This is a genomic window from Micromonospora sp. HM134 (assembly GCF_007833915.1).
Taxonomy (GTDB): Bacteria; Actinomycetota; Actinomycetes; order Mycobacteriales; family Micromonosporaceae; genus Micromonospora; species Micromonospora wenchangensis.
Genome location: NZ_CP041061.1, coordinates 2,192,298 through 2,205,192 on the forward strand (window position 1 = coordinate 2,192,298; position 12,895 = coordinate 2,205,192).

A 12,895-nucleotide genomic window follows, 5' to 3' on the forward strand; every position below is an offset into this window, starting at 1 on the left:
CGGCGCGGTGCCGGGGCAGCCTCGTCGCTGCGTGGACGGTAGTCCAAAACACGTCGGGACGCAACCGTACCGTCGTTGCGCTACATTGGCCCCCGTGACAGGTGCGAAGAGTCCCCGATGACCAGCGACAAGAGGCGTACGCCGGCCGGCGCCGCAGTGCTGAGGGGCGACATCACCAGAGCCATCCGCCGCGCCCTGATGCAGGAACTCGCCGCGGTCGGATACGGGCGGCTCTCCATCGAGGCGGTGGCCCGCCGGGCCGGGGTGAGCAAGACCGCGATCTACCGGCGGTGGAACTCGAAACTCGACCTGGTGATCGAGACCGTGGTGGCCGCCGCCGGCAACAAACTGCCGGCGCTGGACACCGGCAGCCTGCGCGGCGACCTGACGCTGCTGTTCCAGGTGATCGCCCACGCGCTCAGCCACCCACTGGCCTCGCAGATCATCCCCGACCTGCTCGCCGAGGCGGCCCGCAACCCGACCATCGACGAGACCCTCCAGCAGCTGCTGCGCGCCAAGCAGCAGGAGATCGGCGGCCGGTTGATCGGCCTGGCGGTGCAACGCGGCGAACTACCCGCCGACACCGACGCCGACGCGGCCGTCGACCTGATCGTCGGCCCGCTGTACTGGCGGCTGGCCATCGCGCGGACCCCGCTCACCCCGACCTACCTGGATCTGCTGGTGGAGTCGGTGGCGACCGGGCTGACCGCGAACGGCACGGTGCCCCGCCAGCGGGAGGCACCAGTGTCCGGTTGACCGACCCCCGCCCGGCCACCTCCGGGACACCGCCACGCCGCCCACCGGCCATCGGCGGGAGGTGGTTGCGGTTACCCTGCTTTGCGGACCGGAGCCGGGCGACCGTCCGCCGCCCGCCGGCCGTACGACTCTCGCGTACCGTGCCCGTACGACGACAAGGACGACCCGTGCCGAACGCCGACCCCGTTGCCGTCGCGCCCCCGCCCGTCGCACCACCCCCCGCCGGGCCGGCCGCCGGACGACCGCAGCCCGCGCACCGGCTGCGGTCGGCGCTCGCCGCCGCCCCGGCCGTCATCACCGACGCCGGGGTGCTGGGTTTCGCGCTGTGGACGGTGCTCTACCACGCGTCCTTCCTGTTCGGGCTACGCCCGTCGGTGACCTTCCTGACCTGGCTCGTCGGCTGCGTCGTCATCGCCGCCGTGGTCGGGGTACGCGCCCTGCGGCGGACCCGCGTCCCCGCCGCGACCCCCGCACCGGCCGCCGACCCCGTCCCGGCGGGCGGGACGGGCCAGCCGCGCCGCTTCCTGCTGCCCGTGGTCGCCGCCGGGGTGGTCGCCGCCGTCACCGCCGGACTCGCCGGCACCCCGGCCGGCGACGTGCTGTCCTGGTGGGTCCCCGCCGCCGCCGGCGCGGTCGCGGGCATCGGCGTCATGCTGCTCACCCGGCGGGCGTGGCGGGCCGACGACGCGGACCCACCCGCGCCACCCGCCCCCACCGCCCTGCAGGCCGGGTACGCGCTGCTGATCTCGGTCGGGGTGGCGATCTCCTCGCTCTACCTGGCCCGCAACACCCCGGACGACGTCTACTACGTCGGCAAGACGGTCTGGGTGGCCGAGCGCGACCTGGTGCCCACCAACGACTTCCTGTTCACCGAGAACGTCGCCCCGGCGATGGGCTCCCTGCCCCCCACCCCGTCGATCGAGGTGTTCGACGGCGCGCTCGCGCACGTGCTCGGCATCCACGGCGCGTCCGCCACCTGGTACCTCGCGCTGCCGGTGATGGCGGTGCTGGCCGTGCTGGCGCTGTGGCGGCTCACCCACCGGTGGGCCCCGCGCCGGCCGGTGCTCGCGTTCAGCGTCGCGGTGACCTACCTCTACCTGGTGGCCGGCTCGGACGCCGCGCTCGGCACCTTCCACCTGCCCCGCCTCTACGAGGGCAAGGGGATGTTCGTCTCGGCGGTCATCCCGCTGATGTGGCTCTACCTCACCGAGTGGTTCGACACCCGGTCCCGCCGTTCGCTGCTGCTCGTCTTCGCCCTCTCGGTCACCGCCGCCGGCCTCACCACCACCTCGGCGATCATCCTGCCGATGCTGGTCGGCGCGGCCGGACTGGCGATGATGCTGGTCGGCCGATGGAAGGACGCGGTGATCGGCGGGCTCGCCGCAGTGGCGTACCCGGTGGGGGCGATCGTGGTGTCCCGCCTCGTGCTGGGCGGCATGGACGCCGCCGGCGCGGACGACGCCTTCTTCGACGCCGAGTACACCTACCGGCGCACGCTGCTGGTCGGGATCGTCGGGGTGATCAGCGGCCTGGCGCTGTGGTGCGGTCCGCTGCTGGCCCGCCGGCGCACCCCGGCGCTGCTGGCCGCCGGTGCCGCCCTGGTGATGAGCGTGCTGCTGGTGCCCGGCGTGCTGGAGACGCTCGGCGCGCTGACCGGCATCTCCGTCGTGCTCTGGCGGGTGCCGTGGCTGCTCGCCCTGCCGACGCTGATCGGCCTGCTCTGCACGGTGAGCGTCCCGTCGCCGTCGCGGCTGCTGCGCGGCGCGGTCGGCGGGCTGGTCGCCGCCGCGATGGTCACCTCGTTCGCCGTCTGGGCCACCCCCATGTGGTCGCCGGACAGCTGGGTGGAGACGCACACCCGCCCCACCTGGAAGCTGCCCCAGCAGCGGCAGGAGATCGCGTTCTGGATCGCCGGACAGGACCGGCCGGACGGACTCGTCCTCGCCCCCTCGACGATCATGCGAACCTCACTGATCGTCACCAGCCGGGTCCGGGTCGTCCTGCCCCGCGACTTCTACCTGGTCGAGTACGACCTGAACTCCGATTTCGCCAAGGACCGGCTGCTGCTGGCCCATTTCGCCGACGGGCGGGAGAAACCCGACCGGGCGCAGGTCGCCGCCGCCGTCGAGCGGCTCGGCGTGGGCACCATCTGCGTCTACAACGGCAACCGGTACGCCCGGGAGACAGCGGTCGAGCTGGGCTTCACCGAGTTCGCCTCGCGGCGTGGACCGGGCGCGACGACCTGCTACGGCCGGGCGGGCTGAGCGGCGGGCGTCCCGTGCGGCCGCCAGGTATCGTCTCGTCTGACCGAAATGGACCTGGATACCCGAGCGACACCGGGACGTCCTCTCGCGTTAAAGTCGCAGTCACCCGCAGGCCGGCCCGGTCGGTCGCGGTGCTGCGGTCACGCCCGTCGTACGACGAGGCCGTCGACCGCCGGGCCCCGCCCGTCATCGATCTCGTAGGGAGCGTCCCCCTTGTTCGGCTCGTTACTGGAACGCACCGGCACCGCCGCCCGAGGCGCGCTGCTGGTGCTGTCCTACCTGGTCATGCTCGTCGCGGGCGGCTTCGGATGGGTGGTCCTGTTCGCCGTGGCCGGGCTGGCCGCCGTCGTCGGCGAGTTCGCCGTCACCCGCTGGTCGCCCCCCTCGGAGACGCTGCTGGAGAAGGTCGGCCTCAACCGGGGCTACCGGCAGCTCAGCCGCGACCTGGCCAGCGTGCTGCTGGTCGCCGCCACGGTCCCGCTCACCGGGGTCGAGTTGACCTGGCTACTGGTGCTGCCGGCGGCGGTCTGGGTGACCGCCGTCTTCGCGGGCGCCCTGAACACCATGATCGACCGGCGGAACCCGGTCTCCGCACTGGTCCGCAACATCGAGCTGGGCCCGATCCGCTCGGCGCCCCGCCCGCCGGAGTGGATCGCCAACCTCGCCGGCGTCCAGCTCGCGGTGCTCAACGTGCTGCTGATCCCGGCCGCCGTGGTCGCGGCGGTCCGCGCCGACGCCGTCCCCGTCCTGGCGGTCGCCGGGCTGGCCGCCGGGCTGGCCGCGCTGATCGGCGCGGTGGTCGCGGTGACCTGGCTGCGCGGGCGGGGCACCGGCAAGAGCCCGGTGCTGCCGGTGCTCCAGCGCTGGATCGACGGCTACCGCCCCGAGGTCGCGCTCTACTTCGCCGGCCCGGCCAAGGACGTCTACCAGGCGAACATGTGGCTGGCCCCGACCGAGGCGCTCAACCAGCGGGCCGTCGTGCTGATGCGCAGCAGGGAGGCGTTCTTCGAGCTGGCCGACACCCGGCTGCCGGTGATCTGCGTGCCGACCGGTCCGGACTTCATGAACCTCGAACTGGGCACGGTGCGGGCCGCCCTCTACGCGGCCAACGTCGGCGCGAACATCCACATGCTGCGCGAGCCCGGCATGAAGCACGTGTTCGTCGGCCACGGTGACAGCGACAAGCAGGCCAGCGTCAACCCGTACAGCAAGGTGTACGACGAGGTGTGGGTCGCCGGCCTGGCCGGCCGGGAGCGGTACGCGCGGGCCGCGGTCGGCGTCCGCGACGAGGACATCGTGGAGATCGGCCGGCCGCAGCTCGCCGGGGTGCACACGTTCGGCGGGACCGCCCCGGACCGGCCGTTCACCGTCCTGTACGCCCCCACCTGGGAGGGCTGGCTCGACGACGACCCCTACCACACCTCGCTGGTGCTGATGGGGGAGCGGATCGTCCGGGGGGTGCTCGCCTCGCCGCAGGTCCGGCTGGTCTACAAGCCGCACCCGCTGACCGGCTCCCGGTCCAAGGAGGCCAGGGCGGTGCACGAGCGGCTGGTGTCGCTGATCCGGGCCGCCGGCGGTGACCCGGACTCCGCTTCGCTGGACGGCCCCGGGCACCGGGTGGTCACCGGCCGGGTCCCCGCCCTGTTCGACTGCTTCAACCAGACCGACCTGCTGATCAGCGACATCTCCAGCGTGGTCTCCGACTTCGTGCAGAGCCAGCGGCCGTACGTGGTGGCCAACCCGAGCGGGCTGCCGGAGGACGAGTTCCGGCGCGAGTTCCCCACCTCCCGGGGGGCGTACCTGCTCTCCCGGGACTGCGGCGAGCTGGAGAAGATCGTCGCGGTGACCCGGGCCGGCGACGACCCGATGACCGACGCCCGGCGGGAGCTGAAGACCTACCTGCTCGGCCCGGCCGAGGCCAACCCGATGGACCGGTTCCAGGAGGAGATCGGCCGGCTCTGCCGCTGACCGCCCCGGCTGCGGGACCCGGGGCGGGCGTCCGCCCCGGGTCCCGCGTCGTTTCCCCGGGTGGTGGCGGCGGCACGCCGGTGACCGGTGCGGGGTCGCCCACCGTTTCCCCCACGCCGGCGCTTCTGCCACCATTCGCTCGTCATCCGTACGACGAATGGGGGTCACCGGTGCGCATCCTGCTGGTCGAGGACGACCGACGGGTGGCCGCCGCCCTCGCCTCGGCGTTGACCCGACGCGGGTACGAGGTCGAGCACGCGGCCACCGTCGCCGCCGCCCTCTCCGCGGCCCCCTGCGACCTGGTCCTGCTCGACCTCACCCTGCCCGACGGGGACGGCACGGAGGTGTGCCGGGAGTTGCGGCGGCGCAGCAGCCAGCTCGGCATCATCGCGGTCACCGCCCGGGGCGAGGAACGCGACCGGGTGCTCGGGCTGCGGCTCGGTGCCGACGACTACGTGGTGAAGCCGTTCTCGATGGTGGAGTTGCAGGCCCGGATCGAGGCGGTGCTGCGGCGTGCGGCGCACGCCGCACCGGCCCGGGACCTGATCGAGGTCGGTCCGGTCCGCATCGACGTGTCCGCCCGGACGGTCGCCGTCGCCGGTCAGCCGGTGGCGTTGACCCGTAAGGAGTTCGACATCCTGCTCTCGCTGGCCCGTCAGCCCGGCACGGCGGTGCCCCGGGACCGCATCCTGCTCGACGTCTGGGGCACCACCTGGGCCGACCGGCACACCGTCGAGGTGCACGTCGGTTCGCTGCGCGGCAAGCTCGGCGACCCCCGCCTGGTGGAGACCGTACGCGGGGTCGGCTACCGGCTCCGGGGCGAGTGAGGGGCAGCCGGTGCGGCGTCGACTGGTGATCAGCTACCTGCTGCTGATGGTGCTGGTGCTGCTGGCGTTGGAGACGCCGCTCGCGGCGACCCTGGCGTCCCGGGAGACCGACCGGGTCCGCGCCGACCGGCTCGCCGACGCGACCCGGTTCGCCTCGCTGGCCGGGCCGGCGCTGCGCGGCGGCGGGGCCGGGCCGCTGACCGGCGAACTCGTCAGCTACGACCAGCTCTACGGCATCGGGGCCGCCGTCGTCGACCGGGACGGCCGGGCGCTGGTGGTGTCGACGAGTTGGCGTACCGGCCGGGACACCCGGGCGGCCCTGGACTCCGCCCTGGCCGGGCAGCAGTTCAACGGGCCGGGCTCGGTGTGGCCGTGGGTGGACGGCCCGCTGGTGGTGGCGGTGCCGATCAACGACGGCGGCGAGGTGCTCGGCGCGGTGGTCACCGCCACGCCGGTGGCGAAGGTGCGCCGCACGGTCACCGCGTGGTGGCTGCTGCTCGCCGGTATCGGTCTGCTTGCCGTGCTGGCCTGCGTCTCCACCGCGTTCGGGCTGGCCGGTTGGGTGTTGCGCCCGGTGACCGAGCTGGACGCGGTGACCCACGAGATCGCCGAGGGGGACCGGGGCGCCCGGGTGCAGGACCGGTGGGGCCCGCCGGAGCTGCGTCGGCTGGCGGCCAGCTTCAACCACATGGCGGCGGTGGTCGCCGACGTGATGGACCGGCAGCGGGCCTTCGTCGCGCACGCCAGTCACCAGCTGCGTAATCCGCTGACCGCGCTGCGGCTGCGGGTGGAGGAGCTGGGGCCGAGCGTGGTCGACCAGGACGGCCGGGCCGAGCACCGGCTCGCCCTGGAGGAGACCGACCGGTTGGCGCTGGTCCTCGACGGGCTGCTCACCCTGGCCCGTGCCGAGCGGGAGCAGAACGAACGGGTCACCGTGGACGCGGCGGCGGTGGCCGCGTCCCGGGTCGCCGCGTGGGAGCCGTTGGCACGGCACCGGTCGGTCACGTTGCGCCTGGCAGCCTCCGGCCCGGCCTACGCGCGGACCGTGCCGACCGCCGTCGACCAGGCGTTGGACGCGCTGATCGACAACGCGATCAAGTTCAGCGGCGACGGCGGTGAGGTGACCGTGGCGGTCCGGTACGCCGACGGGGGCACCGCGCTGGAGGTGCGCGACACCGGCCCGGGAATGACCCCGGACCAGCTCGACCAGGCCACCGAGCGGTTCTGGCGGGCCTCGGACGCGCAGAACATCGAGGGTGCCGGCCTCGGCCTGACCATCGTGGCGGTGCTGGTGGACGCCTCCGACGGCCGGCTCACCATGCACCCGGGACAGCCTCGGGGCCTGGTCGCCGAGCTGTGGTTCCCGGCCCCGGCCGACCCCGATCCGGCTGCGGACCCCACGACCCCGGCCCTGCCCGCCGCCCCTGCACCGCCCACCGGTACCGTCCCGCCGGACGGGCCGACGACGCCCGCCGGTCCGGTTCCGCCTGCCGGTACCGTCCCGCCGGAGGGGCCGGTGCCGCCCACCGGCGACCGGTCGGCGGCGCGTGAAGCGTCCGGACCGGAAGCGTCCGGGCCGGGGTGAGCGGTCAGGGTTTGGCGGAGCGGTACCAGTCGGCCGCGCCCGGGTGCAGCGGCAGCGGTGTGGTGGCGATCGCCGAGCGGGGACTCATCCGGCCGGCCGCCGGATGGGCGGCGGCCAGTTCCGACCGGCGTTCCATCAGCAGCCGGGTCACCTCGCGTACCAGGGGCTCGGGCAGGTCGGCCCGGACGATCAGGTAGTTGGGGTTGGCGACGGTGGTGACCGGGTCCACCCCGTACACCGAGCGGGGGATGTCCCGGGAGACGTACACCTCCCGGTAGGCGCGGCGCAGCGGCTCGGTCCACTCGCCGAGGTTCACCAGCCGGATCGAGGTGGCGTCGGCCAGCGCCTTCACCCCGCGTACCGGCAGGCCGCCGGAGAAGAAGAAGGCGTCGATCCTGCCGGCGCGCAGTGCCGCCACCGAGTCGTCCAGCCCGAGGTGTTCCTGCCGGATCTGGTTCCCGCCGAGCCGGGCCACCTCCAGCAGCCGGGTCACGGTGACCTCGGTGCCGGAGCCGGACGCGCCCACCGAGACCCGTCGCCCGCGCAGGTCCGCGAGGTCGCGGATCGGGCCGCCGGCCGTGGTGACCAGGTGCAGCAGGTCGTCGTAGACGCGGGCCACGGCGAGCACCTTCGGCGGGCTGGTCGGGCTGGTGTCGAGCACGTCGGCCTGGGTGAAGCCCAGTTCGGCGGCGCCGGAGCCGACCAGCCGGACGTTCTGGGCGGAGGCGGCGGTGACCACCACGCTGGCCCGGACGCCGGGCAGCTCGCGGTTGAGCACGGTGGCCAGCGACTGGCCGAAGGCGTGGTAGACGGCGGTCGGGCTGCCGGTGGCGATCCGGATCGGGATCGGCTCGTCGGGGGAGTCCTGGCAGGCAGCCAGCCCGCCGAGCACCACGACCAGCAGCATCAGCAGCGCCCCGCCGGCGGAGGCGGACCGCCGGCCGCGCCCGGTCCGGCTACGGCTCACGCGGTGCACTCTGCGCCGTCACCGGCTCCGGCGCAAGCTCGGGCCGCCGGTGACCGGTCTGAGCCCCGGGTCAGGGTGTGGTGTGGTGGCCGGTGGCCGTTCTCAGACCAGGGTGGGGACCCGGGCGGGCGCCAGTGCGGCCCGCTCCATGATCCGTAGCCGGTCCGGTCCGTCCGCGACGCTCACCACCAGGCAGCCGGCCCCCGGCCGCAGCAGCGCCGGCACCTCCAGCAGCGCCGCCGACCGGATCAGCACGGCGGCCAGTTCCCGGTCGGCCAGCCGGATGCCGAGGATGTGCCGCCGGACGTGCCGGCCACCGGCCAGCAGGGCCGAACGCCAGGCGGCCGAGGCGAGCCGGGTCCGCCAGGCGGCCCGGGGGGTGGAGGAGCCGACGGCCGGCCCGAGCAGTTCCCGACGCCCCTGCCGCCACCCCGTCTCCCGCAACCGGGTGAACCCGGTGCGGTGACCTGCCGGCACGTGCAACCGGTGCAGCTCGTAGCGGCGGCGCAGGCCGCCGGTGACCACCTCGTGCTCGACGGGCACGTCGAGCCGGGCGAGCAGTTGCCGCATCCGCAGCGCGGCGTCCTCCCGGTTGAACTCCACCGCGCCCCGCTGCGGTGGCGTGGTGGCGTGCGGGCGGGCCGTCGGCGTCGGGGTGCAGCGCACCAGGCAGGCCACCTCGAACGCGTCGGCCAGGGTCAGCCAGTCCAGCGGGGGCGGGGACGACGGGAGGCGTGGCCGGTCGAGCAGGCGGGCTTCGGAGGTCATCGGACCGCTCCTTCTCGACGTCGGATCCCCCTAACGGTCGCCTGCCGGTCGGCCCGCCTCCAGCCATCGGCACCGGATTTGAGGAAATCTTGCGTTCCTAGAGTTCGGTCACCACCACGTCGATCTGCCGGGGCCGGCCCGCCGTCACCGGCTGCTCCTCGACCGGATACTTCAGGTCACGCAACGCGCCGATCAACGCGGTCGCGGTCCGCGGTCGGGCCCCGGCCAGCAGCAGGTCACGGACCAGCCGCCCCTTGGTCGCCTTGTTGAAGTGACTGACCACGGTGCGTTCCCCCGGCCGGCGCTCGTGCAGCACCCGCACGGTGACCGTCCGCCCGGCCAGCTCCGTCGGCGGCGTCCAGGTCGCCGCGTAGGCGGAAGAGCGCAGGTCCAGCACCGGGCCGCCGCCGGCCGCCGCCGTCAGCACCGGCGACAGCACCCGCCGCCAGTACGCCGACAGCGCCCCCACCCCCGGCAACCGCGCCCCGATCGGGCACCGGTACGGCGGAATCCGGTCGGCGAGCCGGACCGCGCCCCACAGGCCCGAGCTGACCAGCACGGCGCGGCGGGCCGTCCGCAGCGCCCCGGGCGGCAGGGTGGCCAGGCCGAGCGCCTCGTAGAGCACCCCGGTGTAGACCTGCCCGGCGGGTGCGGTGGCGGCCCGGTCCAGCCGGGCGTTGCGGGCCAGCTCGCCCCGCTGACCGGCGGTCAACCCGAGGGCGGCCAGGGCGGCGTCCGCGGCGGCTTCGGACCGGCCGGTGGCGCTGAGCGTCATCAACGCGCCCAGCACCTCCTCGCGGGCCGGGGTCAGCTCGGGCAGGGAAAGCCGGGTCAGGTCGAGCCGACGACCGGTGCCGGCGTCGGCCTTGCCCTCGGAGGGCGGCAGCAGGATGAGCACCGGCAAAGCGTACGGGCCGAGGTCAGCGCCACGGCCGGACGGCGCTCGGCGGGTGGTACACGCGATAGCCGGCGACCTCGACCAGCCGGGCGCTGTCGGCCCCGTCCCCGAGCAGGTGACGCAGCCGGCGTTCCGCCGGGGAACCGACCGGCAGCACGTACCCGGGTCGCGCCGCCCGTTCCACCCGCCGCCAGTACGGCGGGTACCGGTTCTGCCCCGGGGTGAGCCGCCCGTCGAGCACCGCGCAGACCACCCGCTCACCCGTGTCGAAGGTCAACCGGTTGCAGGTCCAGTAGTCGCCGTAGACCTCCCGCAGCCCGGTACGCCGCACCGCGTCGGCCAGGTCCCGGGCCCGCCGCTGGTCGGCCCGGGGCGCGTCCAGCGAGGCCAGGAACAGGCCCGTCGCCACCACGGCGGTGGTGGTCAACCCGGCCAGCACGGCGGTGGCGCTAGCCCCGACCAGCCGGCCGACCACCCCGACGCTGCCCCGCCAACAGGCCACCGCCGCCAGCCAGAGCGGCCAGAGCACCGCCGGCAGGGAGATCTGCACCACCGACAGGTAGCGGGCGTTGGCCAGCGGGTCGGTCGCGGCGAGCGGGCTGCGGACGTACGCCAGCAGGGTCAGCGCGGCACCGGCGACCAGGGTGAGCTGGGCGAGCGGTCGGACCCGCACGGCCGCCGGCCGGCCCACGGCCCGGCGGTGGCCGGCCAGGGCGAGCCCGGCGGCGGCGACCAGCAGCACCGGGTAGAGCACCCCGAACCACTCCTGCCAGCGGGCGCAGCCGGTGACCGGGCAGAGGCCGGTCGCCAGCGGCACCCCCTCCAGCAGCCCGCCCCGCACCCGGTCCGCCCACGGCGGCGTCGGACCGGTGCCGGCGCTGAGCTGACGCAGCACCGACAGCGAGTCCGCCCCCGGCGGGGCGACCAGGTTGTCCCAGGCCAGCGGGGCCACCCCGACCGCGACCCCGGCCACCAGCAGCAGCCCCGACCAGCCCCACAGCTCCCGACGCAGCACATAGAGCAGCAGCAGGCCGGCGACCGCCAGGTAGGGGGCGAGCAGCCAGTCCGACCAGAACGCCGCCCCGGCGAGCACCCCGGCCAGTCCCGTCGCCGCCCGCCGCCACCCGGGCCGCCGCCACCGGCCCCGCCGCCCGGCCAGACCCACGGCGACCAGCAGGATCGCCAGCACCACCGGCTTCCCCTCGGGCCGCCCGCCCACCACCGTGAGCTGGTCACGCACCACCCGTTCGGTGCCGAGCACCAGCAGCCCGACGACGAAGGTGGCGAACCACGGCCGGTAGAGCCGCCGGGTCAGCCGGTGGGACAACCAGAGGAAGACCGCGTACAACGCGACCAGCGGCAACCGCAGCACCGGCCAGGACGGCCCGGCCAGCGCCACCAACGGCGCCGCCAGGTAGGACTCGACCATGCCCATGTAGTGCTGCCCGTACAGGAACACCGGGTGCTCCCGGCCGGCGGCGATGTGCAGCGCGGCCAGCCCGAACGTCGCCTCGTCGCTGTTCGCGGCGGGCACCGTCAGCAGGGTCAGGGCCAGCCGGTACCCCACCCCGGCCACCCCGAGCAGCAGCGCGACCAGCGCCGGACGGTCCAGCCGTGCGCGGTCGGGCGGAACAGGTGTCGACACGACCAACGCCCCCGTCGTCGTCCCGACCGGAGTGTGTCACGCCCACCGGCCGCGTCGGGGCCGATCGGGCCAGGCGGGCTGCGGCCCGGCGTCGCAGGCCGGCTACCTGGGCGCTCGCCTGGCCGCTGCCGGACACCTGTGGCAGGGTTGCAGCGTGCCATCCACCACCGCAGGCCAGCTGGCCGTACCCACCCTGCACCGGGCCGCGCGGATCGAGGACGCCCTGCACCAACTGGTGGAGCGCCGGCTGCGGCGCACCGGGTGGCAGCCCAACATCGTCGCGTACGCCGGTTACGGCGCGCCCGGCTGGGCCCGGGTGCTGTGCCGGGTGCTGCTCAGCCGCCCCGACCGGCGGCAGGGCCGGCTGGAGAAGGTCCGCGGCTGGCGCAGCTTCGCCACCCTGCCCGCCAAGCACGTCGAGGTCACCATCGAGGCCGGCGACGGCGTGCACACCGCCCACGCCGACCGCAGCGGTTTCGTCGACACCGTGGTCAAGGCCGACTTCACCCCCGGCTGGGCGTCGGTGCGGCTGCGGGTCGCCGACGCCGAACCGGTCGAGGCGCTGGTCCGGGTCATCGACCCGGAGGTGCGCCTCGGCATCCTCTCCGACATCGACGACACGGTCATGGTGACCGCGCTGCCCCGACCCATGCTGGCCGCGTGGAACACGTTCGTCCTCGACGAGCACGCCCGCACGGCCGTGCCCGGCATGGCGGTGCTCTACGAACGCCTGGTCACCGCCCACCCGGGCAGCCCGGTGTTCTACCTGTCCACCGGCGCGTGGAACGTCGCGCCGACGTTGACCCGGTTCCTGTCCCGGCACCTCTACCCGGCCGGCCCGCTGCTGCTCACCGACTGGGGGCCGACGGCCGACCGCTGGTTCCGCAGCGGCCGGGAGCACAAGCGGGCCACCCTGGCCCGGCTCGCCACCGAGTTCCCCGACGTCCGGTGGCTGCTGATCGGCGACGACGGGCAGCACGACCAGGAGATCTACCGCGAGTTCGCCGCCGCCCACCCGGAGAACGTCGCCGGGGTGGCGATCCGCCGGCTCTCCCCGACCCAGTCGGTGCTCGCCGGTAGCCTGCCCGTGCCGAACGACCGGCCGTCGTCGGCGGGGCCGGTCGGGCAGAAGTGGCTCTCCGCCCCCGACGGGGCGGGCCTGTGGAAGCTGCTCCGCGACGCCGGCCTGGTCTGAGCTGCCCGACCGGCGTCCCGTG

9 protein-coding genes and 1 pseudogene are annotated in these 12,895 nt (G+C 74.8%); 6 read left to right on the forward strand and 4 right to left on the reverse strand.

Annotated features, from left to right (window positions below; translation table 11 throughout):
* The first annotated feature begins 117 nt into the window (after window positions 1–117).
* The 5 genes and pseudogenes from FJK98_RS09780 to FJK98_RS09800 all read left to right on the forward strand — a co-directional run.
* Window positions 118–756: a TetR/AcrR family transcriptional regulator gene (locus FJK98_RS09780; protein ID WP_145918736.1), complete on the forward strand. Its 639-nt coding sequence runs from the start codon at window positions 118–120 to the stop codon at window positions 754–756.
* A gap of 167 nt (window positions 757–923) precedes the next feature.
* Window positions 924–3,020, forward strand: a complete 2,097-nt coding sequence (locus FJK98_RS09785; RefSeq protein ID WP_145918737.1) for a DUF6077 domain-containing protein — start codon at window positions 924–926, stop codon at window positions 3,018–3,020.
* 213 nt (window positions 3,021–3,233) lie between these two features.
* Entirely contained in the window at window positions 3,234–4,988 is a 1,755-nt protein-coding gene (locus FJK98_RS09790) for a CDP-glycerol glycerophosphotransferase family protein (protein WP_194821653.1), read from the forward strand.
* 170 nt (window positions 4,989–5,158) lie between these two features.
* The gene (locus FJK98_RS09795; protein WP_145918738.1) at window positions 5,159–5,815 is read left to right on the forward strand and encodes a response regulator transcription factor; all 657 of its coding nucleotides are present in this window, start codon (window positions 5,159–5,161) and stop codon (window positions 5,813–5,815) included.
* A gap of 10 nt (window positions 5,816–5,825) precedes the next feature.
* Window positions 5,826–7,199 (forward strand): annotated as a pseudogene (locus FJK98_RS09800) (ATP-binding protein); the annotation flags it as partial.
* Window positions 7,200–7,404: 205 nt separating this feature from the next.
* On the opposite strand, the gene FJK98_RS09805 reads toward FJK98_RS09800, so the two are convergent.
* The 4 genes from FJK98_RS09805 to FJK98_RS09820 all read right to left on the reverse strand — a co-directional run bounded on the left by FJK98_RS09805 (window position 7,405) and on the right by FJK98_RS09820 (window position 11,684).
* On the reverse strand, window positions 7,405–8,367 hold the full coding sequence (locus tag FJK98_RS09805; RefSeq protein WP_370517029.1) for a TAXI family TRAP transporter solute-binding subunit: 963 nt from the start codon (window positions 8,365–8,367) through the stop codon (window positions 7,405–7,407).
* Window positions 8,368–8,469: 102 nt separating this feature from the next.
* Window positions 8,470–9,135, reverse strand: a complete 666-nt coding sequence (locus FJK98_RS09810) for a hypothetical protein (protein ID WP_145918740.1) — start codon at window positions 9,133–9,135, stop codon at window positions 8,470–8,472.
* Window positions 9,136–9,232: 97 nt separating this feature from the next.
* Entirely contained in the window at window positions 9,233–10,033 is an 801-nt protein-coding gene (gene yaaA, locus FJK98_RS09815; RefSeq protein ID WP_168222408.1) for a peroxide stress protein YaaA, read from the reverse strand.
* Window positions 10,034–10,055: 22 nt separating this feature from the next.
* Window positions 10,056–11,684 (reverse strand): hypothetical protein, encoded by a 1,629-nt coding sequence (locus FJK98_RS09820; RefSeq protein WP_194821650.1) that lies wholly within the window; start codon window positions 11,682–11,684, stop codon window positions 10,056–10,058.
* Window positions 11,685–11,832: 148 nt separating this feature from the next.
* Between FJK98_RS09820 and FJK98_RS09825 the strand changes: the two genes are divergently transcribed.
* Complete coding sequence (locus FJK98_RS09825) at window positions 11,833–12,873, forward strand: App1 family protein (protein WP_145918743.1); 1,041 nt, start codon at window positions 11,833–11,835, stop codon at window positions 12,871–12,873.
* The last annotated feature ends 22 nt before the right edge of the window (window positions 12,874–12,895 follow it).

What these genes read in the sequence shown, in the direction of transcription:
- FJK98_RS09780 (WP_145918736.1), top strand. Translation starts at nt 118, where the DNA reads ATGACCAGCGACAAGAGGCGTACGCCGGCCGGCGCCGCAGTGCTGAGG.
- FJK98_RS09810 (WP_145918740.1), bottom strand. Translation starts at nt 9,135, where the DNA reads ATGACCTCCGAAGCCCGCCTGCTCGACCGGCCACGCCTCCCGTCGTCC.